Source organism: Castellaniella sp., assembly GCF_049671645.1.
Classification (GTDB): domain Bacteria; phylum Pseudomonadota; class Gammaproteobacteria; order Burkholderiales; family Burkholderiaceae_B; genus Castellaniella.
This window is the reverse complement of the sequence record NZ_JBATVG010000027.1, coordinates 106,796-131,109: the sequence shown is the minus strand read 5'-3', so window position 1 is coordinate 131,109 and position 24,314 is coordinate 106,796. Positions and strand designations below refer to the sequence as shown.

The 24,314-nt window shown below is 66.2% G+C and carries 29 protein-coding genes; 15 read left to right on the top strand and 14 right to left on the bottom strand.

What is annotated here, in order from left to right; genetic code table 11:
- The first annotated feature begins 1 nt into the window (after window position 1).
- The 4 genes from WBG56_RS15160 (at window position 2) to WBG56_RS15145 (ending at window position 3,643) form a co-directional block, all read left to right on the top strand.
- A complete protein-coding gene (locus WBG56_RS15160; protein WP_424269810.1) occupies window positions 2-841 on the top strand; it encodes a methyltransferase domain-containing protein in 840 nt (279 codons plus the stop codon).
- A 41-nt stretch (window positions 842-882) separates the two neighbouring features.
- A complete protein-coding gene (gene bioD, locus WBG56_RS15155; RefSeq protein WP_424269808.1) occupies window positions 883-1,509 on the top strand; it encodes a dethiobiotin synthase in 627 nt (208 codons plus the stop codon).
- A gap of 214 nt (window positions 1,510-1,723) precedes the next feature.
- Window positions 1,724-2,713, top strand: a complete 990-nt coding sequence (gene bioB, locus WBG56_RS15150) for a biotin synthase BioB (RefSeq protein ID WP_424269807.1) — start codon at window positions 1,724-1,726, stop codon at window positions 2,711-2,713.
- A gap of 6 nt (window positions 2,714-2,719) precedes the next feature.
- On the top strand, window positions 2,720-3,643 hold the full coding sequence (locus WBG56_RS15145; protein WP_424269805.1) for an EamA/RhaT family transporter: 924 nt from the start codon (window positions 2,720-2,722) through the stop codon (window positions 3,641-3,643).
- Here WBG56_RS15145 and WBG56_RS15140 read toward each other — a convergent pair.
- On the bottom strand, window positions 3,575-4,966 hold the full coding sequence (locus tag WBG56_RS15140; protein ID WP_424269803.1) for an MFS transporter: 1,392 nt from the start codon (window positions 4,964-4,966) through the stop codon (window positions 3,575-3,577). The two genes, WBG56_RS15145 and WBG56_RS15140, sit on opposite strands and share 69 nt — an antisense overlap.
- 70 nt (window positions 4,967-5,036) lie before the next feature.
- Between WBG56_RS15140 and moaC the strand changes: the two genes are divergently transcribed.
- Genes moaC through glp form a run of 5 tightly spaced genes read left to right on the top strand, consistent with a single transcriptional unit; the run spans window position 5,037 to window position 8,000 of the window.
- Window positions 5,037-5,531, top strand: coding sequence for a cyclic pyranopterin monophosphate synthase MoaC (moaC, locus tag WBG56_RS15135; protein WP_424269801.1), 495 nt, complete (start codon window positions 5,037-5,039; stop codon window positions 5,529-5,531).
- Window positions 5,512-5,763: a MoaD/ThiS family protein gene (locus WBG56_RS15130; protein WP_424269799.1), complete on the top strand. Its 252-nt coding sequence runs from the start codon at window positions 5,512-5,514 to the stop codon at window positions 5,761-5,763. Before moaC ends, WBG56_RS15130 begins: the two co-directional genes overlap by 20 nt.
- A gap of 25 nt (window positions 5,764-5,788) precedes the next feature.
- A complete protein-coding gene (locus WBG56_RS15125; RefSeq protein WP_424269797.1) occupies window positions 5,789-6,265 on the top strand; it encodes a molybdenum cofactor biosynthesis protein MoaE in 477 nt (158 codons plus the stop codon).
- Complete coding sequence (gene moaB, locus WBG56_RS15120; protein WP_424269795.1) at window positions 6,241-6,789, top strand: molybdenum cofactor biosynthesis protein B; 549 nt, start codon at window positions 6,241-6,243, stop codon at window positions 6,787-6,789. The genes WBG56_RS15125 and moaB overlap by 25 nt, the downstream gene beginning before the upstream one ends.
- Before the next feature lie 2 nt (window positions 6,790-6,791).
- On the top strand, window positions 6,792-8,000 hold the full coding sequence (glp, locus tag WBG56_RS15115) for a gephyrin-like molybdotransferase Glp (protein ID WP_424269793.1): 1,209 nt from the start codon (window positions 6,792-6,794) through the stop codon (window positions 7,998-8,000).
- Here the strand turns inward: glp and mobA are convergent.
- From mobA to WBG56_RS15090, 5 genes are all read right to left on the bottom strand, one after another.
- A complete protein-coding gene (mobA, locus tag WBG56_RS15110; RefSeq protein ID WP_424269791.1) occupies window positions 7,966-8,688 on the bottom strand; it encodes a molybdenum cofactor guanylyltransferase in 723 nt (240 codons plus the stop codon). The two genes, glp and mobA, sit on opposite strands and share 35 nt — an antisense overlap.
- A gap of 2 nt (window positions 8,689-8,690) precedes the next feature.
- Complete coding sequence (gene moaA / locus WBG56_RS15105) at window positions 8,691-9,773, bottom strand: GTP 3',8-cyclase MoaA (RefSeq protein WP_424269789.1); 1,083 nt, start codon at window positions 9,771-9,773, stop codon at window positions 8,691-8,693.
- A 13-nt stretch (window positions 9,774-9,786) separates the two neighbouring features.
- Window positions 9,787-10,248, bottom strand: coding sequence for a universal stress protein (locus WBG56_RS15100; RefSeq protein WP_424269787.1), 462 nt, complete (start codon window positions 10,246-10,248; stop codon window positions 9,787-9,789).
- 70 nt (window positions 10,249-10,318) lie between these two features.
- A complete protein-coding gene (locus tag WBG56_RS15095; RefSeq protein ID WP_424269785.1) occupies window positions 10,319-10,681 on the bottom strand; it encodes a TIGR01244 family sulfur transferase in 363 nt (120 codons plus the stop codon).
- Entirely contained in the window at window positions 10,678-11,529 is an 852-nt protein-coding gene (locus WBG56_RS15090; RefSeq protein ID WP_424269783.1) for a ChbG/HpnK family deacetylase, read from the bottom strand. Before WBG56_RS15090 ends, WBG56_RS15095 begins: the two co-directional genes overlap by 4 nt.
- Here WBG56_RS15090 and WBG56_RS15085 point away from each other — a divergent pair.
- A complete protein-coding gene (locus WBG56_RS15085; RefSeq protein WP_298018871.1) occupies window positions 11,528-11,920 on the top strand; it encodes a GtrA family protein in 393 nt (130 codons plus the stop codon). The genes WBG56_RS15090 and WBG56_RS15085 overlap by 2 nt on opposite strands.
- On the opposite strand, the gene WBG56_RS15080 is transcribed toward WBG56_RS15085, so the two are convergent.
- A complete protein-coding gene (locus tag WBG56_RS15080) occupies window positions 11,880-13,535 on the bottom strand; it encodes an ArnT family glycosyltransferase (RefSeq protein WP_424269780.1) in 1,656 nt (551 codons plus the stop codon). The genes WBG56_RS15085 and WBG56_RS15080 overlap by 41 nt on opposite strands.
- Window positions 13,532-14,593 (bottom strand): glycosyltransferase family 2 protein, encoded by a 1,062-nt coding sequence (locus WBG56_RS15075; protein WP_424269778.1) that lies wholly within the window; start codon window positions 14,591-14,593, stop codon window positions 13,532-13,534. The genes WBG56_RS15080 and WBG56_RS15075 overlap by 4 nt, the downstream gene beginning before the upstream one ends.
- A gap of 196 nt (window positions 14,594-14,789) precedes the next feature.
- Here WBG56_RS15075 and WBG56_RS15070 point away from each other — a divergent pair, with 196 nt between their 5' ends.
- Genes WBG56_RS15070 through WBG56_RS15060 form a run of 3 tightly spaced genes read left to right on the top strand, consistent with a single transcriptional unit; the run spans window position 14,790 to window position 16,975 of the window.
- On the top strand, window positions 14,790-15,212 hold the full coding sequence (locus WBG56_RS15070) for a group III truncated hemoglobin (RefSeq protein WP_424269776.1): 423 nt from the start codon (window positions 14,790-14,792) through the stop codon (window positions 15,210-15,212).
- On the top strand, window positions 15,190-16,512 hold the full coding sequence (locus WBG56_RS15065; protein WP_424269774.1) for an NnrS family protein: 1,323 nt from the start codon (window positions 15,190-15,192) through the stop codon (window positions 16,510-16,512). The genes WBG56_RS15070 and WBG56_RS15065 overlap by 23 nt, the downstream gene beginning before the upstream one ends.
- Before the next feature lie 19 nt (window positions 16,513-16,531).
- Window positions 16,532-16,975 carry an RrF2 family transcriptional regulator gene (locus WBG56_RS15060; protein ID WP_424269772.1) on the top strand — a complete coding sequence of 148 codons (444 nt, stop codon included), beginning with the start codon at window positions 16,532-16,534 and terminating at the stop codon, window positions 16,973-16,975.
- 23 nt (window positions 16,976-16,998) lie between these two features.
- Here the strand turns inward: WBG56_RS15060 and folE are convergent, their stop codons facing one another.
- On the bottom strand, window positions 16,999-17,568 hold the full coding sequence (gene folE / locus WBG56_RS15055) for a GTP cyclohydrolase I FolE (RefSeq protein ID WP_424269770.1): 570 nt from the start codon (window positions 17,566-17,568) through the stop codon (window positions 16,999-17,001).
- A gap of 565 nt (window positions 17,569-18,133) precedes the next feature.
- On the opposite strand from folE, the gene WBG56_RS15050 reads away from it, so the two are divergent.
- Both WBG56_RS15050 and WBG56_RS15045 read left to right on the top strand, forming a co-directional pair.
- Window positions 18,134-19,183, top strand: a complete 1,050-nt coding sequence (locus WBG56_RS15050; RefSeq protein WP_424269768.1) for an ABC transporter substrate-binding protein — start codon at window positions 18,134-18,136, stop codon at window positions 19,181-19,183.
- 41 nt (window positions 19,184-19,224) lie between these two features.
- The gene (locus WBG56_RS15045; protein ID WP_424269766.1) at window positions 19,225-19,977 is read left to right on the top strand and encodes an ABC transporter permease; all 753 of its coding nucleotides are present in this window, start codon (window positions 19,225-19,227) and stop codon (window positions 19,975-19,977) included.
- 321 nt (window positions 19,978-20,298) lie between these two features.
- Here WBG56_RS15045 and WBG56_RS15040 read toward each other — a convergent pair whose 3' ends face one another.
- From WBG56_RS15040 to WBG56_RS15020, 5 genes are read right to left on the bottom strand one after another with little or no spacing between them, the layout of a single operon-like run.
- Window positions 20,299-21,630: a SulP family inorganic anion transporter gene (locus tag WBG56_RS15040; protein ID WP_424269764.1), complete on the bottom strand. Its 1,332-nt coding sequence runs from the start codon at window positions 21,628-21,630 to the stop codon at window positions 20,299-20,301.
- A 15-nt stretch (window positions 21,631-21,645) separates the two neighbouring features.
- Window positions 21,646-22,029 (bottom strand): hypothetical protein, encoded by a 384-nt coding sequence (locus WBG56_RS15035; protein ID WP_424269762.1) that lies wholly within the window; start codon window positions 22,027-22,029, stop codon window positions 21,646-21,648.
- A gap of 19 nt (window positions 22,030-22,048) precedes the next feature.
- A complete protein-coding gene (locus WBG56_RS15030) occupies window positions 22,049-22,477 on the bottom strand; it encodes a hypothetical protein (protein WP_424269760.1) in 429 nt (142 codons plus the stop codon).
- A 9-nt stretch (window positions 22,478-22,486) separates the two neighbouring features.
- Window positions 22,487-23,974 (bottom strand): aldehyde dehydrogenase family protein, encoded by a 1,488-nt coding sequence (locus WBG56_RS15025; protein WP_424269758.1) that lies wholly within the window; start codon window positions 23,972-23,974, stop codon window positions 22,487-22,489.
- Window positions 23,975-24,002: 28 nt separating this feature from the next.
- The gene (locus WBG56_RS15020) at window positions 24,003-24,314 is read right to left on the bottom strand and encodes a EutN/CcmL family microcompartment protein (protein ID WP_424269756.1); all 312 of its coding nucleotides are present in this window, start codon (window positions 24,312-24,314) and stop codon (window positions 24,003-24,005) included.

The following is a 24,314-nucleotide window of genomic DNA, read 5'->3' as shown; positions in this document are numbered from 1 at the left end:
CATGAGCCCCAAACAGCCATCCCCTGCCAGCCACGTCGCTGCCACCACTCGACAAACCCGGCATGCCGCAACAGCATTCGATGCTGCCGCAGCCCGGTACGACCAGCACGCGAGTGTGCAACACAGCGTGGCGGACGGCCTGCTCGACCACATCGCCCGACAGGCGCTGCCGCCAGCACCCCGCATTCTGGAAATCGGTTGCGGCACCGGCATCCTGACCCGCAAGCTGGCCGCCCGCATCCCGCTTGCCGACTGGACCATCACGGACCTGGCGCCCGCCATGCTCCAGCAAGCCAGACGATCCGTGCGCCTGGGCGGCACGGCGCGATTCCAGATCATGGACGGGGAACATCCTCAGGATCCGGCGCCCGACGCGCGGTTCGACCTGATCTGTTCCAGCATGGCCGTGCAATGGTTCCGCGACCCCGGACAAGGCATGATCCGGCTGGCCGATCTGCTGGCGCCCGGCGGCTGCCTGGCCATCGCAGTCCCGACCCGGGGCACCTGGGCGGAATGGCGTGCCGCCCACGAAACGCTGGGCCTGCAGGCCGCCACGATCCCCTTCCCGTCCGTCCACCAGTTGCAAGCGCCTGCCGAAACATTCCGGAGCCAGCTGCACACGAAGCACTATATCGATGAATGCGGCAGCGCCCTGAATTTCCTGCGACACCTGCGCGGCATCGGCGCCACCACCCCAAACGCCGACTGCCGCCCCTTGTCCGTGGCGCAGTTGAAGCAGGTCTGCGCGGTATTCGAACAATCCGGCGCTCGATGCTCGTATCGGATCGCTTTCAGCCTATGGCGTCGGCGGGATGGATCCTCCGCCGACCGGGGCCTGTGATGGGCGCCCCCGCGCTCCCGCCCGCCGCACGCGGGGTGTTCGTGACCGGCACGGATACCGACGTCGGCAAGACGCTGACAGCCGCCATCCTGGCCCAGGCCTGGCATGCCGATTACTGGAAGCCTTACCAGACTGGCGCAGCCAGCGCCTGCGGCGACACTGAGACCGTCGCCGCCTTGCTGGAACCCGGCCGGCACAGGCTGCATCCCCCGGCGAGCATCCTGCAGGCGCCACTGGCCCCCTGGGCGGCAGCGCGTGAAGAAGGCGCCACCCTGGACCCCATCAGCCTGAGCCTGCCCCGCACCAAAACCCCACTGGTCGTCGAGGGCGCAGGCGGACTCTACGTACCCATCGACGAACAGCACATGATGCTGGACCTGGCCGCCCATTTCGGCTTGCCGATCGTCCTGGTGACGCGCAGCACGCTGGGGACGATCAACCATACTCTGCTCAGCCTGCGGGCTCTGGCCGCACGCGGCCTGACCGTGATGGGAATCGTCATGAACGGCCCGCCATCGCCCGGCAACCGCGAAGCGCTGGAACATTTCGGCAAGACACGCATCCTGGCCGAGATCCCCCCGCTGCCTCGGGTAGACGCGGCCGCCATCGCCCGAGTCGCAGCCGGCATCCCCCCTTTGGAACAGGTCCTGCGGATCGCATCATCATGACGGATCCGTTCTTACGACATTACAAATATTCACATTTACACGGATCAAAGGACGGATGCCGGATTTCACGTCCGCCAATCGGATTGCTCGACATTAAAGATGAAATTAAAAGAAATTAACAAAAATTGTGTGGTTTTGATCGCAAATTTCTAGTTTGTCATTTGCGAGACGGCCCCCTACCATGCCCGCTATTCACTCTTCGCCCCGAGCCCCTATGTCATCCTGCCTGCGTCACGAGACACTTGCCCCGGCCTGGTCCAGTCCAGCGATCCTGGAGCTGTTTGCCCTGCCTTTCAATGACCTGCTGCTGCAAGCGCAGACCGTCCACCGCCAGCACCACCCGGCCAATGCCGTGCAGCAATCCAGCCTGCTGTCGATCAAGACCGGCGCCTGCCCGGAAGACTGCGCCTATTGCCCGCAATCGGCCCGCTACGCGACGGCGGTGGAACAGGCCCCCTTGATGCCGCTGCCGCAGGTGCTGGAAGCCGCGCGGCGGGCCCAGGCAGCGGGCGCGCAACGGTTCTGCATGGGTGCAGCCTGGCGATCCCCCACGGAACGCCAGCTGGATGACGTGATCGAGCACGTGCGGGCGGTCAAGGACCTGGGCATGGAAACCTGTGTCACGCTGGGCATGCTGAAGCCCGGCCAGGCCGAGCGCCTGAAGGCCGCCGGCCTGGACTACTACAACCACAATCTGGACACGGCGCCGGAATATTACGGCGAGATCATCCACACCCGGACCTACGACGATCGCCTGCAAACACTGCAACGCGTGCGCGACGCAGGCCTGAAGGTCTGCTGCGGCGGCATCGTCGGCCTGGGGGAATCGCGCGAAATCCGCGCCGGCCTGATCGCCGCCCTGGCCAATCTGGATCCCTACCCCGAATCCGTGCCCATCAACCAGCTGGTCAAAGTGCCCGGCACCCCGCTGGCGGACGCGCCCGATCTGGATCCTCTGGAATTCGTGCGCACCATCGCCGTCACCCGCATCGTCATGCCCAAGACCGTAGTGCGCCTGTCGGCCGGCAGGGAATCGATGCACGACAGCACCCAGGCTCTGTGCTTCATGGCCGGCGCCAATTCGATCTTTCACGGCGAACAGCTGCTGACCACACCCAACCCGCGCGCAGAGGCCGACGCCCGTCTGTTCCAGCGCCTGGGCCTGGTGCCCATGCCGACGGCCGCCCACGCTTCCCTTTCCTGAGCCGCCATGCATACTTTGATCCTGAGCATCACCTTCAGCGTGATGGTGTCCGTGTTCCTGAAGCTTGCCCGGCGCTGCCAGGTGCGCATCGAGCAGGCCATCGCCATGAACTACGTCACCGCCTGCGTGCTGTGCCTGTGGCTGCTGCGCCCGCCCCTGGAATCGCTGGGGCGACAAACGCCGGCCGCCTGGGTCCTGCTGGGGCTGCTGGGCGTGCTGCTGCCCACCGTGTTCCTGATCATGGCGGCCGCCGTGCGCCAGGCCGGAATCGTGCTGAGCGACACCGCCCAGCGCCTGTCCCTGGTCATTCCGATCCTGGCGGCCTTCCTGGTGTTCCACGAAGCGCTGTCCGGTCTGAAGGGCCTGGGCATCCTGCTGGCCCTGGGCGCGCTGGCGTGCCTGCTGCGCCGCCCGGCCAGCGCACCGGCCCGGGCCGACGCGCGAACGGACATGCTGTCCGACGGCCCGGCGCCGTCCGACGACGGCCCCCACGGCGCCACGGCCCACAAGGGCCGCCTGGCATGGCTGACGCTGCTGGGCGTCTGGGCGGGCTACGGCACGATCGACATCCTGTTCAAGCAGATGGCCCGCGCCGGAGCCGGCTTTACCAGCACGCTGCTGCTGAGCTTCGCCCTGGCCGCCGTCCTGATGGGCCTGTGGCTGCTGATCCGCCGCACACACTGGCACGCCCGCAGCCTGGCCGCGGGCATCCTGCTCGGGGCGCTGAATTTCAGCAACATCTATTTCTATATCCGCGCCCACCAGACCTACCCGGCCAATCCGACGCTGGTCTTCGCCGCCATGAACATCGGCGTCATTTCGATCGGCACGCTGGTCGGCGCCGGCCTGTTCCGCGAACGGCTAAGCCGGACCAACCTGGCCGGCATCGGCCTTGCGCTGGCCGCCATCGTGCTGCTCTTCCCCCGCTGATCCCGCCGGAGCGCCATCGGCGGCCGACGACAGAGGGTCCGCCGCCGGCAATGTGTCATCCACGACGGGGTCATGGGAAATGTCGAGCTCGATATCGACCCGGGGATCGAGCACCGCCATGACGTGGGCATTTTGCAGCGTATCGGCCATGGGCACGAACTGCGTGGGCGCGTCGGGGCTGACGTGGGTGCCCTTGACGCGCTGCTCCCGGATGAACAGCACCAGCACGGCGGAACAGGCGGACACGAAGACGAAATAGACATCGCTGCCCCAGGTGCGCATCAGCAGTCCGGCCAGCAGCGGCCCCAGGCAGGCCCCCACCCCGTAGACCATGTACAGCAGGGCGCTCAGGCCCACGCGCCGTTCAGGATCGACGTTGTCATTGGCAAAGGACGTGCCCATGGGATAGAGCGTGAACTGCACGATGCCCAGAACCACCGAAAAAGCCACCAGCGCCGGATAGGGGAACCGCAGCCAGCCCCACAGCGGCACCCCGAGGCATACCAGGACCAAGGCGCCGGTCCGGATCAGTTTCACCCGGCTGGTGCGATCCGCCAGCCAACCCAGCGGCCACTGGAAGATCAGCCCGGCGGCCAGGGAAGCGGCCAGGAACACCCCCACCTGGTGGTTGTCCATGCCGTGCTGCAGGCCGTACACCGGCGCCAGGCCGTAGAAGGCACCGTTGAGCATGCCGGCGACGAACAGCACCGTCATGGACATGGGCACGCGGGCCAGGTAATAGCGCAGGGCCAGCGGCGCAGGGACCTGCAGGGCCGGGTGCAGGCGCCGCGTCAGCGTGATCGGAATCAGGCTGAGCACGCTGCAGATCGCCACGAAGACCAAAGGTTGATAGTTCAGATCCGGGAACAGGCCCAGGGCCAGCTGACCCAGCACCGTGCCCATGCAGGTCGCCACCATGTAAAAGGCGAACACCGTGCCCCGGGCGGCATTGTCCGTCTGTTCGTTGAGCCAGCTCTCGATGGCCACGAACAGGCACACCATGGACACCCCCGCGACAAAACGCAAGGCCAGCCAGAACCACAGATCGTGGACCAGGATCATGATCAGGACAGTGATCGTGGTCAGCGCCGCGCAAGCCGCATAGGTGCGGATGTGGCCGACCTGGATGATCAGGCGGTAGCCGAACCGCGCCCCCAGGACCAGGCCCAGGTAGTAGGACGCGATCATCGCCCCCACCCAGACCTCGGACACCGACTGCTCCGTCAGGCGCAAGCCCAGATAGGTATTGAACAAACCCGAACTGAGCAGCAGAATCAGAGTTGCCAGGTACAGGGAAAAGAAGGCGCCGATCGTCTTGGCCATGGAAAAATCCGGTCAAAGCCGCGCCATGCCCCGGCGGCAGCCTGGATGAAATATCCGATATGATAGAACGATGAACGAAACCGAAGTGTCCCCCAGTCTGACGCATCTGGATGAAAACGGCCAGGTCCGCATGGTCGACGTCGGCGCCAAGGCCGCCACGGCCCGCACCGCCATCGCCGAAGGCCAGGTACGGCTCAGTCCGCATGCCTGGAAACTCCTCTCCGCCCAGGCCAACGCCAAGGGCGAAGTCTTGAACACCGCCCGCGTCGCCGGGATTCTGGCCGCCAAGCGCTGCGCCGAGCTGATCCCCTTGTGCCACAGCCTGCCGCTCAGCTTCGTGGGGGTGGATTTCAGCGCCGACGACGCCCGCCACACCCTGACGATCCGCAGCACCTGCCGCACCAGCCACCAGACCGGCGTCGAAATGGAAGCCATGACCGCCTGCACCGTGGCGGCCCTGACCGTCTATGACATGTGCAAGGCCGCCGACAAGGGCATCGTGATCGATCAGGTCCGGCTGGTCTACAAATCCGGAGGTAAAAGCGGTGAATGGCGCAATGATTAAGGTCCTGTATTTCGCCCAGGTCGCCGAACACCTGGGCATCCGCCAGGAAACCCAGGCCCTGGACGCCCCGATTTCGGCCGGCGCCTGGCTGGACGCCCTGGCCGAACGCTGCCCGGCGCTGGGATCGGTCAGCCGCCTGAAACTGGCCATCAACCAGGAACACGCCGGGCGCCAGGACACCATCCATCCGGGCGACGAGGTCGCCGTCTTCGAACCCGTGACCGGGGGCTAGGCCCGCGCGGCCTTCCATGCATACGATGAACGATAGGGTCATGATCCAGACAGAGCGCTTCGACGTGGCGGCGCTGATCGCCCGGCTGCAGGCCCGCACGGCGGGCCAGGCGGGCGCCTTGGTGCATTTCCTGGGCACCGTGCGCGACTACAGCCCGGACGCGGGATCCCGCAGCCTGTTCCTGGAACACTACCCCGGCATGTGCGAACGCGAAATCCAGGCGCTTTGCGATCGCGCAAGGCAGCGCTGGGACATTCTGGATACGCTGGTGGTGCACCGCGTGGGCGAACTGCCGCTGGGCGAGCCCATCGTGTTCGTGGGGGTGGCCAGCACGCATCGGGGCGATGCCTTCCGCGCTTGCGAATACATCATCGACACCCTGAAAACCCGGGCGCCCTTCTGGAAACGAGAAACACTGGCGGACGGACAAGCCTTCTGGGTGCAGCAACAGGACGCCGATGCCCTGAAAACCGAACAATGGAATTCCCCTTCCACACCATGAAAGCCGACCCGACCCAAGCTCCCGTCAACCTGCGGTGCGCCGTACTGACCATCTCCAGCCGCCGCCAGGCGCATGACGACACCAGCGGCGACTACCTGGACCAGGCCTTGCGCGATGCCGGGCACACCGTGCAGGCCCGCGGCCTGTGCCCGGATGACCGCTACCAGATCCGCAAGACCCTGAGCGACTGGATCGCCGACCCCGCCGTCCAGGTGATCCTGTGCAATGGCGGCACCGGTTTCACCCACCGCAAGTCCACCATTGCCGCCGTCACGCCCTTGCTGGACCAGGTCGTGCCGGGGTTCGGCGAACTGTTCCGCCATCTGTCCTGGCTGGACATCGGGGCCTCGTCCCTGCAATCCGATGCGCTAGGCGGCACGGCGAACGACACCCTGGTGTTCTGTCTGCCGGGATCCACCGGCGCCTGCCGCCTGGCCTGGGAAAAAATCCTGCAGCCGCAACTGGACAGCCGCCAGCCCCCCTGCAATTTCGCCAGCGCCTACCGCGCCCGGACCCCCGACTGATCATGCTGGATTTCGATACCGCGCAAGCCCGCCTGGCGGCCCGCGCCCGCCCCCCCGTCGAACAGGAAACCCTGCCGCTGGCGGCTCTGCACGGCCGCGTGCTGGCCACTGACATCGTGGCCGCGCTGGATCTTCCCCCTGCGGACAACAGCGCCATGGACGGCTATGCCGTGCGGGCGGCGGACACTGCCGCAGCCCCGACCGCCCTGCCGGTCCAGCAGCGCTGCTTTGCCGGACAGGCGCCCCAGGCCCTGCTCCCCGGGCAGGCGATCCGTCTGTTCACCGGCAGCGTCATCCCGGCCGGCGCCGATACCGTCGTCATGCAGGAAGACTGCCAGGAAGACGAGTCCGGCGTCACGTTCCAAACACCCGCGCTGGCAGGCCAGCACATCCGCCACCGGGGCGAGGACATGCGCCAAGGCAGCCGCATCCTGGCGCAAGGCGCCCTGCTGGAGGCCGGACAGATCGCCGTCCTGGCCGCCCAGGGGTTCGCGCAGGCATCCGTCTACGCGCCCCTGAAGGTCGGCATCCTGACCACCGGAGACGAACTGGTCGCGCCCGGCGATCCACTGCCGCCCGCCGCAATCTACAACTCCAACGCCGCCATGCTGGCCAGTCTGTGCCAGGGCCTGCGCACTGCGCCCGCGCTGCTGCGCCATGCCCGCGACGACGCACAGGCCATCGAAGCCGCCCTGGAAGACCTGGCGCAGACCTGCGACCTGGTGCTCAGCGTCGGCGGGGCCTCCGTCGGGGAAAAGGATCTGGTCAAGCCGGCCATCGAATCCCTGGGCGGCACGCTCGATCTCTGGCGGGTGCGTATGAAGCCCGGAAAACCGGTCGCCCTGGCGGACCTGAAGGGCCGTCCCATCGTGTGCCTGCCCGGCAATCCCGTCTCGGCCTTCGCCGTCTTCACCGTGCTGGTCAGTCCCCTGATCCGGGGCCTGCAGGGCCGCAACCGGATCCTGCCGCCCACCCGGCGCGGCATCCTGCAAACAGACCGCCCCCTGGGCGGGGACCGCGACGATTTCGTCCGCATCCAGGCCAGCCTGGCACCCTCCGGCGCTACGATGCTGACACCCCATGCGCAGCAGAGCTCCGGTGCCCTGAGCAGCCTGGCCTGGGCGGACGGGCTGGCCCGAATCCCGGCGGGCAGCCAGCTGTCCTCCGGCGCCGACGTCAGTTGGTACGCGCTGTCGGACTGGCTGCGTTGACGCCCTGAGGGGCATCCGACGGCTCCGGCGTCAGGCCGGCCCATCGCCCCCAATCCTGCGGCGTGTTCAGATTGACCAGGCAATCCTGCCCGGCGAAGTCCACCGGCCGGGCCTGGCGACCCCGCAGCCAGGCCTGCACCTGACGCCCCCCCGACTGCACGAAGGCCTGCAGGCTCGCTTGCTGCCGGCGATGCACCAGCACGCATAAAGGATGAGGGCCGTCGAGGGTGCGGGCATAGGCGGGATGATCGGGGCGCGCGGCGGCGGCCAGCCGCGCCAGCAAGTCAGCCGGCCAACGCACCACGTCCACGGGCAGAACGAACAGCCAAGGGGACTGCGCCTGCCGCAGCCCCGCCAGCACCCCGGCCAAGGGCCCGCAATCCTGCTGATCGGGCGCATCGGGCACGACCCGACCATGCGCCGCATAGGCCTGCGTGTTGCGGTTGGCGCTGATATGGATCCGGTCGACGCCTTGCCCCCGCATGAAGCGGCACACATGGGCCACCAGCGGCTGCCCTTGCCAGTCTCGCAGACCCTTGTCGATATCGGGTGTGTCCGGGGTGCGCATGCGCCGCGACAAGCCGCCCGCCAGAATCAGGCCGTCGAACCGGCCGCCGGCCGGATCATCCGGCATGGCGGCCGCGCAACCGTCGGGCATCGATGCATCGACCGAAGCGGAAGCGGGCACGATCACCCTCCGATGTAGCTCATTTCGATCTTGTGATCGCGGTGGGCCTGGCCGCGCCGTTCGGAATAACGGTCCCCCCGGGCAAGCCAGACACCGGCCAGCCGGTCGCGCAGGGCCTGGTCGCTGGCGCCGGAACGCAGCACCGCCCGCAGATCGTGGCCCTGTTCGGCGAACAGACAGGTGAACAGGCGGCCTTCGGGCGACAGGCGCAGGCGCGTGCAGTCGCCGCAGAATGGCTGGGACACGCTGGTGATCAGGCCGATTTCCCCCGCCCCGTCCGCATAAGCCCAACGGCTGGCGACTTCGCCGCGATACTGCGCCTGGGCCGGTTGCAGGGGAAATTCATCGCGAATCCGCTGCACGATTTCGGCGCCGGTGACGACTTCATCCATCCGCCAGCCATTGGTGTTGCCGACGTCCATGTATTCAATGAAACGCAACACATGGCCCGATCCCCGGAAATGGCGGGCCATGGGCAGGATCTGGTCGTCATTCATCCCCCGGCGCACGACCATGTTGACCTTCACGGGCGCCAGCCCCGCGCGGGCGGCGGCTTCGATGCCGGCCAGCACGGTGGCGACGGCCACACCGCTGTCGCTCATGCGTTCAAACAAGGCATCGTCCAGGGCGTCCAGGCTGACCGTGACACGGCTCAGCCCGGCCTGGGCCAGGGCCTCGGCCTTTTTCGCCAGCAGCGTGCCATTGGTCGTCAGCGTCAGCTCGGGCGGGTGTCCATCGGGCGTGCGCAACCGCGCCAGCATGGCGATCAGGACCTCGATCTGTTTGCGCAACAGCGGCTCGCCGCCCGTCAGGCGGATTTTACGCACCCCCTGCGAGACGGCGACGGCTGCCACCCGGGTGATTTCCTCGAATGAGAGCAAGGCGCTGTGCGGCAGGAACGCATGATCGGCGCCGAAGACTTCCCGCGGCATGCAATAGGTGCAGCGGAAGTTGCAGCGATCCGTGACGGAGATGCGCAGATCGCGCAGGGGCCGCCCATATGTGTCGCGCACGGCATCGCCCGGCGCCAGGACAGGCGCCGGGTGATGCGGGTCTTCGGGTCGATGGAAAATGACGCGGCTCATGGGTCGACCGCGATCAATCGTTTTCCTTGACGCGATAGACCAGGGTGGCGACCTTCGCCAGCCCCAGGACCTTGACCGTGACGCTGCCCAGCAACAGCCGGGACAGACCGCTGCGGCCATGGCTGCCGATGAAGATCAGGTCGCAGTCCTGTTCCTTTGCGGCATGGACGATGCCATCGGCCACATTGAAATTGGACACGGCGTGGCCGGTGGCCTTGACCCCGGCGGTCGCAGCGCGGTCGAGCACCTGCTGCAGGTACTTTTGCGCCTGTTCGGCCGCCGTGCGGTCGTAGTCTTCATCCGTGATGGCATAGGCGGCTGCCATGCCATCGAACCCGACCGTGGCGGCAAAAGGCTGCGTGACGTGCAGCGCGACGACTTCGGCCCCGATCGTACGGGCAAAGCAGACACCCTTGTTGGCGGCCTGGGCCGAAAGCTTGGAACCGTCTGTAGGGATCAGGATTTTCTTGAACATGCGCGGATCATCCAAAAAGCTAAGCGGAGACTTCAGCATACCTGCTGGGCACGCGAAATAACAGTCGGGATCAGCCCTGGGATTGATGTGAAGCAGATTCCTGGGCGGCTTGAAACAATTTGGTGCAACGTCCGCCCGAACGGCAAAACGCCAGCACCGGCCCCGGAAGTTCCTGCAGCAGATGGGAAAAGTCGGCGACATCGGCCGCCGTCATGGCGCCGCTGACTACGGGCTGGTACCGCGCCTGCAGGCCTGCCGCCTGCGCGGCGCTCAGCACATCGGCCGACAGGGGCTGATCGGGACCGCCTTCGCCATCCGGGCGATTGATGATGACGGACTTGAAGCCGGCATCGGCCAGGGCCTGCATGTCGGCGGGCTGCAATTGCCCCGTGACGGCGAAATCGGGGGCCAGGGATTGGTAGGACACTGTCATGAGGACTCCTTGCGGGGGTCCGCCCCCGCGATCGTCAAATGATGATCGGCCAGCCACCGCGCCATCGACGCGCCGGCCAGCACGGCATATTCAGCCTGACGCTGAGACGTCAGGGCATCCTGCGGATCGACACCCCACGCGGGGTGGCACATCAGCACATCGCCGTCCCGGGCCCGGGACAGCCAGCAGGACATCCAGGCCTCATAGGCCGGAATGCCCCCTTTGAAATCATACACGCCCAGAAACCCGGAATTCTGCGAAAACCCCACCGCCCGCGCCCGACGGCGCAGCCCGGCAGCCCCCAAACCGGCGATCACGCGCGCCTTCAGGCGCAGGCGCCAGGGCAGGCCCGCCAGGCGGGGGCGGCCCGTATCGCGAATCCAGGGCTTGACGGCGTCATCGCCGCCCAAGGCGGCCAGCAGCAGGTCGCGCACTCCCGGCAGTTGATGCACGTGCTGGTGACCGTCCACATAATCCGGCCGGCGGCCGGTCAGCGCCTGAAAACGGTCCAGTTGACGACCAATGCTGTCACGCACCTGATCCAGGGAGAGGCGGCGCAGATACGCGGCCTGGATCAGCGATTTCAAGGGCAGGCACAGGCCGGGCTGACCAAAGGATTCCGTCAGATTCAGATGCAGGCCGATCTGCAGGCGGGTGTCGAGCAAGGTCGGCAGATCCCGCTGCGCGGCGGGCCCGTCGACCAGCAGGCTGGTCGCCGACAGTCGGCCCAGATCCGCCAGGCGCAGGATGCCGGCATCGACGGCGGCGTTCATCCCGAAATCATCGGCGCACACTACAATGCGGCGGTATTCGGAAGCGGAGCTGGCACGCGGGCGGTCAGGATTCATGTTCAAAAAACTCTACACCCAGATCGGCTGGTTCGTCATTGTAGGCTGCGCGGCGGCCGCCACCCATTGGGCGGTCGCCGTCGCCTGCGTGGCCTGGGCGGGGCTGGCGCCGCTGCTGGCCAACGTGGCGGGGTGGCTGGTGGCCTTCGGCGTGTCCTTCACCGGCCACTACCGCTTGACGTTCCGCCACCAGCAGGCCCCCCTGTTGCAGGCCGCCCTCAGGTTCTTCCTGGTGTCCGCCCTGGGGTTTGCCGTGAACGAGGCCGCCTACGCCACGCTGCTGCGCATCACCCCGATCCGCTACGACATCCTGCTGGCGCTGGTCCTGATCGGGATCGCCGGCATGACCTTCATTCTGGGGCGTTACTGGGCGTTTCGCCACAGCCGCTGACGGCATCCCCGGCACCGATCCGCCACAGACCCATCTTGCGCGACTGCGCCACCGGCGCCCGCCCGGCCAGCGCAGGCAGGCGCTCGGCCTCATCCAGCCAGGCCATCAACCACGTGGTCGGATGATCGGGCCGGCACAGGGCATCGTGCAGGCGCGACGGCAGCCACAGGACCTCCGCCCCATGGTCCGGCATGAACGCGGCGGCATCGGCCAATTCGCGGCGCCAGTCGTCCCCCCGCAGGACGCCGGGATCATCCCAATTCGTCACCACCACGACGGGGGTGCGCCAGTCGGCATACATCGGCACGTCATAGGCGAACTGGTTGAACATCACCAGTCGGTCGCCCGGCGCCGCGGACTGCGCCAGCACCTGGGCCAGGGGCTTGGAGCTGCGCTGAGGAAAAGCCAGCAGGACCACCACCGCCAGCAGGCAGATGCCCAGAGCGACCAGCGCATGGCGCACCAGGCTGCGCCGCACGTTCGGGGCCGTTTCTTCCTTGCGCTGTTCGAAGGTTTCCTGGATGAACCAGGCCAGCGGCGGCAGAACGGCAATCACGTAGCCGACCAGTTTGGAGCTGGGAATGGAAAAGAACACCAGCACGACGGCCAGCCACGACAGCATCAGGCCGCGCAGGACCCGGCGGTCCACCTGTTCGGGCCGGTGGGCGGGCGGCACGAAATCCGCCTGCAAAGGCCCATGCAGATACAGCCAGCGCCACAACTGGATCGACCAGGGCAGGGTCAGGCCCAGGATGACGGGCACGTAGAACCAGAAGGGATGCGGGTTATTGAAGCCCGTTTCCAGAAAGCGCTGGAAATGCTGGTAAACGATGTAATAGTCGAAAAACCCGGGGTAGCGGGCCTGCATGACCACCATCCAGGGCAGGATGAGCGCCAGAAACAGCAGGATGCCGGGCCACCACAGCAGGCGGCCCATCGCCCGGTACTGACGCCGGCCAAGCAGCCAGAAAAACAGCACGCCGCCCGGCAGGACGACGCCGATCAGGCCCTTGGCCAGGAAGCCGGCCGCCGCCAGCACGTACATCCCCAGAATCGCCGCGCGATCCGGGCGCTGCTGCTCGCGGCGAAACACCGCATCCGCCCCGGCCATGACCGTCAGGCTGATCAGGGCCGCCACCAGCATGTCCAGATTGGCGTAATGCGCGGCCCCGAACAGAAAAGGCTGCACGGCCAGGATCAGGACCGCGCGGCCGGCTGCGGAGACCCGCGCGTAGCGGCGCAGGAACAGGTAGAACACAGTGACCATCACCGTGGCGGCCAGCACCGACACCAGTCGACCCGCCCAGGCATTGTCCCCGAACACTGCCAGGGAACCGGCCGTCAGCCAATAGAACAGTGGCGGCTTGTGAAAGAAAGGCATGCCATCCAGGCGTGGAGTCAGGTAGTCGCCCGACATCAGCATGTGCCAGGCCACCCCGACATAGCGGCCCTCGTCGGGCAGCAGCAAGGGATACGCCCAGGTCGTGGCCGCCAGCCAGACGAAGGTGAACGCCGCTACCCCCCCCCAGGCGGCCCGCGCCTGCAGGCGTTGCCAGGCGGACTCGGCGACATCGACCAGGCGGCGGCCGGCGCGGCAGAAACGGGGCAGGTTCATGCCTGGACGCCTCCGGGACGATTCGCGTCATCCCGAGCGGAGGCTGCCGCATCGGCGACCACCGGGCTGACCGGCCCGGAAGGCGACGACCCGTCCTGGGCAGCGGCGGGCCAAGGCGGCTGCGCGCCTCCCGCCCGTTCACGCAACAGGTAGACCGGACGCCCCTTGACCTCGGTGAAGATGCGCGCAATGTATTCGCCCACAACCCCCAATGACATCAGGTTGACGCCGGAAAAGAACAGGACCGTCGTGATGAGCGTGGCCCAGCCGCGCACCGGATCACCGAACAACAAATGGGTGACGATGATCAGCAGGCCATAGACGAAGGCCACCAGCGACAGGCAGGCGCCCAGCAGGCTGAGCAGGCGCAGCGGCCAGGTGGTGAAGGCGGTCAGGCCATCCACGGCGAAGCGCAGGAGCTTGAGCGGATGGAAGCGGCTGACCCCATGCCGGCGCTGCGGCGGCGTATAGGGCATGGCTTCGGCGTCGAACCCCACCCACGCGAACAGCCCCTTCATGAAGCGATCGCGTTCCGGCAGGCTGAGCAGCGCATCGACCACGATGCGGTCCATCAGGCGGAAATCCCCGGCATTGGGCGGCACGGTGCGGCCATCGGACGTGCGCATCAGGGCATAGAACAAGCGCGAGCCCACGCGCTTGAAAGGGCTTTCGTCCTGGCGCGTGGCGCGCACGGCATAGACCATCTGCACGCCGTCGCGCCAGCGCTCCAGCATGGCCGGGATCATCTGCGGCGGATGTTGCATGTCGGCGTCCAGGCAGACCACGACCGTGCCCCGGGCGGCCTCCAGGCCCGCCGTCAGGGCGGCTTCTTTGCCGAAATTGCGCGACAGGCGCAGATAGACGACCTGGGGATGCAGGCTGCACCAGTGCCGCAGCAGATCGGGCGTGCCGTCCGTGCTGCCGTCATCGACGACGATGATTTCCAGAGCATCCACCCGGGATTCCAGGGTCGCCAGCAGTTCCGGCAGCAAAATGCCCAGGTTGGCCTGTTCGTTCAGGCACGGGACGACACACGACAGAAACACAGGCTTGGACATGGATTCCAGAAGAGCGGGCAAAGGCGGATTCCGGGAGACATCCCGACGAGATCTCGATGATAACTGAAGGTCGGACCGGCCGGTCATCGGCAAGCGGATTTCCCGGCGCCCGCCCCCTGTCTTTCGCCCTTTACGCGCGATCATAAAGATTCATATAATAAGCATCTTTAAAATCCATCAAGACTGCGAGACCTGCATGGACGACCCCTTTGTCTGCACGGAAGACGACATCGTCACCCTCGTCCACCATTTCTACCGGCGCGTGCGCCAGGACGAGGTGCTGGGGCCGATTTTCGACGCGCACATCGACGACTGGGACGAACACCTGGAACGCATGGTGCGGTTCTGGTCGTCGCTGTTGCGCCGCACCGGCACCTACAGCGGCACGCCCATGCCGCGCCACGTGGCGCTGCCCGGCCTGGAAGGCCCCATGTTCATCCGCTGGCTGGACCTGTTTCGCGAAACCCTGAGCGAATTCGATAATCCGGCCTTTGTCGCCCAGGCGCAGGATTTCGCCCATCGCATCGCCCGCAGCCTGTGGTACGGCTATCAGATCAGCCATCATCCCGACCAACCCATGACAGAGTTCGACGATCATGTCCCGTCTGCTGAACATTGAAGAAGCCTCCGCCCGGACCGCGCCGGCCAGCCCCTCCATGGCGGCCTTCCTGGCGCTGGGCTTCCGCCCCCTGTACATCGCCGGCGCCGGCTGGGCGGTGATTTCCATCGCCTTGTGGATTTTCACGCCGCAGCTGCTGGGCGCGCCCCTGACCCTGGTGGCCTGGCACGCGCACGAAATGCTCTGGGGCTTCATCATCACCATCGCCATCGGGTTTCTGTTGACGGCCAGCGCCACCTGGACCGGATTCAACCCGCTGCACGGCCGGCCCCTGGCGGCCCTGTGCGTCCTGTGGTGCATCGCCCGCATCGGCTTCCTGGTGGGCGGCCTGACCGGCTTCTGGATCGCCACCGCGGCCGAACTGCTGTTCTTCCTGGGGGCGGCCATCGCCCTGGGCCGCGTCATGTTCAAGGGCCGCAGCCGGCGCAACTACGGCCTGCCCGTCCTGGTCCTGACCTTGGGCGCGGCGGATCTGCTGTACCTGCTGGCCGCCCTGCAAGGCAACTATCCGGTGCTCATGGAACGCTTCGACCTGGGCCTGATCGGCATGGCGGTCGTCGCCCTGCTGATCGCCCGCCGCGTCATCCCGTTTTTCGCCATGCGCATGGTGCAGGGCCTGCAGATCCCCATGCTGGTCCGATCCGGGCACGCGCAGATGGCCTTCAGCGTCCTGGCCCTGGCGGCGGGGGTGCTGGTGCAGATCACGGGCACCCCCATGACGCCGGGCAGCGGCCCCCACGCCCTGCCCCTGGTCATGGCTGCGAGCCTGGCCGTCACCGGACTGATCAGCCTGGGGCAACTGGCCTGCTGGAAGCCGCAGGCGGTGCTGCGCAAGCCCATGCTGTGGATCCTGTACCTGGGCTACGCCTTCATCGGCATCGGCCTGCTGGCCGCCGCCTGGCAATTCAGCAACCTGTTCGACCCGGCCATCCTCAACGGCGTGCTGATCCGCAGCGCCACCCACGTGCACCTGATCGGCCTGGCGGGCTTCTGCATCCTGATCATCGGCATGCTGACGCGCACCGCCCTGGGCCATCTGGGGCGCCCCCTGGCGCTGGACCGCAGCATGCTGGCAGGCCATTGGCTGATGGTGCTGGCCGCCCTCCTGCGCCTGGCCGCGCTGTGGCCTTCGGCCGCCAGCCTCCATCTGCTGCACCTGGCCGCGCTGGCCTGGATCCTGTCCCTGGGGCTTTACCTGTGGCGTTTCGTACCCATGCTGATCCGTCCGCGTCCGGACAAGCCCAGCCCGATCGCCGCATCCAAAAAGACGGCGGCGATCCAGCCCGCCCAAGCCCGCTAGACACCGGACGCCCGACACCATGCGACTGACCAACATGAGCGACTATGCGGTACGGCTGCTGATGTATCTCAGCAACCACCGCGACCGGCTGTGCACGATCGCCGAAATCGCCCGGTTCTACGGGATCTCCGAACCGCACCTGATGAAGATCACGCACCGGCTGGCCCAGCATGGCTGGATCCGCACGGTGCGCGGCAAGAACGGCGGCATGGAGCTGGCCCACGAGCCCTGCGACATTTCCCTGGGCGCCCTGATCCGCGATATGGAAAACGACCTGGCCCTGGTCGAATGCATGGGGCCCGGCAACCACTGCATCCTGACCGGCCATTGCGGCCTGAAACCCGTGATCGCCGGGGCGCTGCAGGCGTTCATGGACTACCTGGACGCCCGCACCCTGGCCGACGTGCTGCCGCCATTCCCGCCCGAAGCGGCCCGCATCGCGCCGCAGCGCAAACGGGCCTGACGCCGGGAAAGGACAAGCCGGATTCAGCCCGGCCCGCGCGCAAGAGCCAAAAACTCGGTACGCAGCGCCAGACTGTTCTGCATGCCACCCAGCATGGCGGAAGTCACCGTCTCTTCGCCCGGAGTGCGGATGCCGCGGCTTTCCATGCAGAGGTGGCGGCAATGAACCACCACTCCGACCGACAGGGGCTGCATGTGGGTCATCAGCGCATTGGCCACCTGAATCGTCAAACGTTCCTGAACCTGCAAACGTTTGGAAAAGCAGTCGACCAGCCTTGTCAATTTGGACAAGCCGACGATACGGCCATTGGGAACGTAGCCAATCGTCGCCGTCCCGAAGAACGGCGTCAGATGGTGCTCGCAATGGCTGTAAACGGGAATGCCCCGCACGACGATCAGTTCGCTGTACTGTTCAGCCCCATCCTCGAAGACCTTGAGCACTTCGGCCGGATCCTGGGAATAGCCCGAAGTCCAGTACTGCCATGCCCCCACCAGGCGCTGAGGCGTCTCGAGCAGGCCACTGCGTTCGGGGTCCTCGCCAAGGCTACCGAGAAAACGACGCCAATCTTCCACGCCAAACTGCTGTTCATCCATTGAGAGACCTTCCCAGATCGCGAACCGCCGCTGGAAACGCCGGCGGCCAGTCCAATATCCACCTTGAGGGGTTCCGTCAGGAAGAACGAAACTCCGCCTCGGCGCACGGGCATCATTATGCCCCTGGAGGACTGCTTGCAACACAGGCCATTCATGGAGCGTTCGCATCATTCCGGCCTGCCTCGAACCGCAATCCGTCGCCGGGCCAAGCGGCGAAAAATCGCGCACAACCGCATGAACATTAAGAAAACAGGGGGTCAGACAGATCGAAACCAGGGGCCGGAAGCATGCCTGAACACCATGCAATCATGCATCTTATGCATTATTTTGTTGAAAATTATGCAATTGAAGGATTTCAATCGACACGATAGCCTATGATCGCGCGCCTTGGATATCATCGCATCGAGTCCGCCTGGGCCGTAACACGCGCAGGGCGGGGCTCCGCACGACGGAGTCTCCCCGGCCGCCAGGGCATCCGGCAAGGCACATGCGAGCAGCGGCGCCCCTCAGACGATATCGACCTGCCGTGCAGGTCAATTGATTATTAAAACATCAAGGAGACATCGTGAGAATTGACAAAAGACTGACCATCCTGCTGGCATCCGCAATCCTCGGCCTGGGCCTGAGCGGCCCGAGCCCGGCGCAGCAGGCGCCCTCCGAGAAGGAGCTGATTCCCGTGAATGTCGGCGGACCGAGCGCCGGCTACTGGAACACCTATCTCGCCGAACAATTGGGCACCTACGAAAAATACGGCCTCAAGCCCACATTCCACTGGTTCACCAGCGGCGCCCCCCTGTTGGCCGCGCTTAAAAGCGGCAGCATCGACCAAGTGGTCACCGGCCTGGCCACCGTCTTCGCCATCGGCCAGAACATCCCTTTGAGGATTGTCTCCTGGGAACTGGACAACGGCCAGGGTGAAGGCCTGTTGGCCAAAAGCGACAGCGGGGTCCTAAGCTACAAGGACATCGCAAAGGCCAAGACCATCGCGGCCCAGCCGGGCACCTGCTCGCAGGTCAGCCTGTACATCATCGCCCAAAAGGCTGGCGTGAAGGTCAGCGACCTCAATGTGGTCAACCTGGCGCCTCCGCTGTTCGCCAACGCTTTCGCCAGCCGGAATTCGATCGATGCCGCAATCGGCTGGGCCCCCTATACGATCGTGCAGGCCCCCAATGTCAAGGTTGTGAGCTGGGACGCGGATTACGGCGGAGTCTGCCCTAGCGTCAACGCATTCAGGAAGGAATACCTGGAAAAGTATCCGGACGTCCCGATCCGGATGATGAAGGCGCACGCGGAAATCATGGAACGCGTGAAACAGGATCCCAGCCTGGCAATCAAGGCCCTCGAACGCTATCTGCAACTCACCCCCGAAGTCGCCAAGCGCTTCTATGAGCTCCATTCGGGCGACAAAATGCCCTCCTTCGCGCAGCAGCTCGATCCCGCCTCGCCCTATTCGCTGGTGTCCCCGCAAGGCGGGCTGGCCGGCCAACTTCACCTCGCCAGCGAAATGCTCGCCAAAGCCGGCACCATTCCCAAACCGCTCAGTTGGGACGTGATCAACCAATCCATCGACGCGTCCTATATGAAGACGTTCATGTCGCAACAGAAAGGCAAGTGAGGCCAGGGATGAACAACTCGACAACGCATCGATCCTTCTCAATGGCCTGGATATCCACCGGCACCATCCTGGGCCTGCTGGCGATATGGTGGGCGACGACCACATTCCAGTTCATCAGCGCAACCTACCTGCCATCTCCCCAGGCGCTGATCGCAGTCACCTACGACCTGATCATGAACGGCTACCAGCGGGTGCCGCTGAGCGAACACATCGGCATCAGCCTGTTTCGCGCCTTGGCCGGCTTCGCACTGGGTGTGGCGCTCGGCGTCCCGACCGGCCTGATCACAGGCTACTACCGCGCCTGCGATGCCATGGTGTCGCCCATCATGGCCTTCATCCGGCCGATTCCTCCGATCGCCTTCATCCCGATGGTGGTCCTGTATTTCGGGCTCGGCGAACTGGGCAAGGTCGTGCTGATCTTCTTCACAGCCTTCAACTACGCGCACGTCAACGCGCACTCTGGCGCGTCACACGTCCCCATCCAGTACCTGCGCGCCGCTCAGTCGCTGGGGCTGACCCAGTTCCAGCTGTTCCGCAAGATCGTACTGCCGGCAGCGCTGCCTCAGATCTTCACAGGCCTGAAGGTGGCGATGGCCCTGAGCTGGGCCGTGGTGGTGGCCGCCGAACTGGTCGGCGCGCAACGCGGTCTCGGATTCATGATCTCGGATGCCGCGCAACTCTTCCAGATTCCGGTCGTTTTCGTCGGTATCGCCCTGATCGGACTGATCGGACTGATCCTGAACCTCATCCTGAGCATGACGGAAACCACGCTGGTGCATTGGAAGGGACGCTGAGTCCACGCCATCGGCGGTGCAAGGCGCCCTCGCCCGGTCAGTTCATCGTCCGGCGAGGCGGCGCTTTTCGCCCTCCACCGGACGACCGCGCCGCCGCCATCCCACATCCCCCCCGGCGCGTCTTCCGCTGTTCCTACGTCTGGAACGCCTCTCGCATCCTCACGCCGATATCGGCACGCCGCGCATGGGACCCCGGGAATGCCGGCTCAAGACCGCCTTCCCGAGCGGCCTCGCAACAGATGAGATGACGCCCACGCTCCGGGCCCCCCTGCTTGTCCTGGACGGATCGGCCCTGGGCCGGCAGCCTCATCCTCGCTCGGATCAATCGTCCCGTTCGCCCGTCAAGCGGTCTTTGGCGGCATCCTGCCCGGCCTTGGCGGACCAACGACGATGCAGGCGGCTGCAGAAAGACGCCGCCAGACCCGCCATCACGCCCCAGTGCAGCGCCGGCGTGGATGCCAGCGTGGCGACGAAGGTCGTCAGCATGACGATACCCTCGGCAGGCGTCTCGCGCACCGATCGCCAGATTGCGCGCAGATCGATCAGCCCCATGACAGGGGCGATGATGATCGCCGCCAGGACGGCGCGCGGCAAATGAAAGAGATAGTCCGTCGCCCACAGCAGGCACGCGAATACGCATACCGAGGCGAACAACGCGGACCAGCCGCTGGTGGCCCCCACATAGGCGTTCAGCGCTGACCGCGAGAACGACCCGCTGACCGGGAAAGCGCCGCTGAAGCCGCTGACGATCTTGGCCAGGCCCTGGCCGATCAATTCCTGGTTTTCGTTCCACTGCATATTGAATTTTTTCGACAGGATCCGGCAGCTGGACATGGCTTCGGTAAAACTGATCAACGCAATGATCAAAGCGCCCGACAGCAAAGCGAGGTGCTGCGAGGCGTCGATGCCCGAGGGCACCTGCAAGTCGGGCCCTCCCTGGGGGATCTCCCCGACAATACCCATGCCGTATTCCGCCAGGTGGCCCAGGCTGCTGGCGACGATACCGCCGACGCAGACCAGCAACACGCCGGGCAGGCGGGGCGCCCAGCGGCGCTGCAGCGTCAGCAGGCACAGCGCCCCTAGGCCGAAGGCGCTCGTCAGGGCAACCGGGAGAGGCGATTCACGCAGGGCGGCCAGCGCCTCGAACGGCCAGCGCGCATCGAACGCCATGGGCGGCAGGCCCAGGAGCGGAGGAACCTGCGAAAGGATGATGATCATGGCCGCGGCATTGATGAACCCTGTGACGACCGAGTCGGACACCACATACGCGATCCTCCCCAAGCGCAGCACCCCCAGGGCAAACTGTATGAGCCCGGAATAAACGGCAAGCCAGATCGCCAGGGCCACCCATTGCGAGCCTCCGGGCGCGGCCAGAGGCAGCAGGATGGCGGAGGTCAACAGGCTGGTCAGCGCGACCGGCCCGACAGCCAGCAGCGAAGAAGATCCCCAGAGAATTCCGACCACCGACGGCAACATCGCCGCGTAAAGACCGGTTTCCGGAGGCATGCCTGCCAGGGTGGCATACGCCAGGGACTGCGGAATCAGAACCAGCGCGACGCTCAGCCCCGCCCAGGCGTCCTTTCGTAGCGTTGCCGCCGTCGGCCGCTGCCATTGGAGGAACGGCAGCAACCTGCGCACGCGGGACCCTGCCATGGAAGGCGCCTCTTCTCAGCGGCGGGCGGCGAGCGCGTCATTCACGCCCGTCACGACATCCTGAACCAAGGCAGCCGAAGGCGCGATCCCTCGCGCGCGCAGCTCGGCGACCACGGCATCGATGAGGCCGGCGACAACGGCCGGACGGGTCGGGCCCGAGGCTGGGGCCGGCACGGACCGCGACGGGTCCGACGAGGCCTTCCCGGGCTCCCGGCCCTCATGCTGGATGACGATGCCGAGCTTAAGGGCCTGCTCACGAGCTTCGTCGGTCATCGTGCCGAACGCCCCCAAGGTCAGGGTCGTCCGCCCCTGGCTGACGAGCGCATCAATGTCCGCACGCGTGTAGACCTCGCGGAAACGCACGGGGGGATCATAGTAAGACGAGGAACTGGCTGTCATGACATGGATTCCATTGGAGTCAGTCGAGTAGCTGGCGCCGCCGCCGACGCACCGGCTGCCAGCGGGCGCGGATCGCGCGGGCCAAGTCCTGGACGAGCGGATGCTCATCGGCGTGGGCGCCTGGCGACGGCGCAAAGGCGGCAGGGGCGGAAGGCATGCGCGGCGCTGCCGCATAGGGCATCGGCGCGGCCTGGGGAGACGGAGCCTGAGCGGGCGGCTGGCTGGCCACCGGCGCTGCCGCGGGCCGCGCCGCCTGCCGGGCAGCATCGGGTTTGACGATTGCCACGCCCAGGTCGTGCGCCGCTTCCCGCGCCGCGTCGGTGATCACCAGATCATCGGCGTGAACGATTTCGCGGCAGCCGCTGGTCGCCGCATCCTCGATGTCGCGCACGGTGAGAAAGCGTTTGACATGGCGCGGACGCTCCTGCGAAGGCTGGAAATAAGCCACGGCGCCCCCTCAGGAGGTCAGGCCGCGGGGCGCCCCGGCAGCTCTGAGACGGTCCAGCACCCCGCGGACGATTGCATCAACGTCCTGCAGGCCATGCGCATCGGAACGAGCATCCTCCTGCTCCCCGGATGGCGTCCAGGGCGCAAGCTCCCAGCCCACGCGCTTGGTATTGACCAAGTGCGTGACGGTGATGTTGTCGCCGCTGATCGCCCCGCCGATGCCCCCGGTTCCCAGGGTGAACGAGGGCGCAAAACCGCACGTGCCGCCGACGCTGCCCAGCGTGGACATTGAATTGACCACGATGCGGAATGCCGGCAAGCGCAGCGCCATCTCCTCGACCTGTCCCGGCTCCTGGGAATGGATCACCGCCGTATGCCCATCGCCGCCGAATCTCAGGATCGACAGGCATGTCTCCAAGCCCTGGCGCGCGTCCGGCGCGGTGATGAAGCCCAACACCGAGGTCAATTTCTCACGCGAGAGCGGATACTGAGCGCCGACGCCGCCCAGGGGAGCGACCAGCACCTTGACCGTATCGGGAACCGTCAGGCCGATGGCCTCGGCCAGCGCCCGGGCGCTCCGACCCACGGCGCGGGTATTCATGCCGCCGTCGGGATGGAATAACAACTCGCCCAAACGCGCGGCCTGAGCTTCGTCCACCCAGTACGCGCCGGCCTCTTCCATATGACGGCGCAGGTCCTGCGCAATCGCCTGGTCGGCGACGACCGTCTGCTCCGTCGCGCAGATCAGACTGCAATCGAAGGACTTGCTGCGCACCAGGTCGCGGGCGGCCTTGCGGACATCGGCTGAACGATCGACCCAGGCCGGCACATTGCCCGGTCCAACCCCATAGGCCGGTTTGCCGGTGCTGTGCGCGGCACGCACCATGGGCCCGCCGCCGGTCGCCAGGATCACATTGACCGCATAGTGTCTGAGGATCTCCTGGGTGGCTTGCAGCGTGGGCTCTTCCAGGCAAGCGACCAAGCCCCTGGGGGCGCCGGCACGCTCGGCCGCCGCGGCCACGATGCGGACCGCCTCCTGGGTGCAGCCGGCAGCCGAGGGGTGCGGCGAAATCACGATGCCATTGCGCCCCTTGACGGCGATCAAGGCCTTGAAGATCGCCGTCGAGGTCGGATTCGTGCTGGGCGTCAACGCGGCCACCACGCCCATCGGCTCGGCGATGGTCAGGAGCTTGCGCGCTTCGTCACGCGCCACCACGCCGACCGTCTGGATCCCGCGAATGGACTCCCAGACCGCTTTGGCGGCATGCTGATTCTTGACGGTCTTGTGCTCGGGATTGCCGTAGCCGGTCTCCTCGTGCGCCATCCGTCCCAGGCGGGAAGCCTCCTGATAGGCCGCCTCGGACATCGCCTGGCAGATCGCGTCGACCTGGGCTGCGTCGGCAGAGGCGAACTGCCGCTGGGCGGCCCGGCATTGCTCCAGTAGACGGCGTGCCTGCTGCACGGACCGCAAGTCCTTGTCATACTCTTGTTGTGACACAGCTTTCTCCTACGGGTTGCGCTTGCCGCTACCGCGATTTGCGCACAGGCCCCGACTTCGAGAACGTCAGCTTGCCGCTGCCCGAGGCCGAGTCTATGATGCCGACGATCGCGGCATCCACCGGACTGGCGCGGGTCCGCTCCGTTTCACGGGCGGCGCTGCCGGTCGCTACCAGCACCAGTTCATCCTCGCCGCTTCCGACCGTATCGATCGCGACGAACGGCTCGCCGATGACACTGCCGTCGGCGGCCGTGCGCCGCACCAGCAGCAACTTGCTGCTGGCCAGGGCGTCTTGCTTGATGGTGGAGACCACCATCCCTATGGTTCGGCATATCAGCAT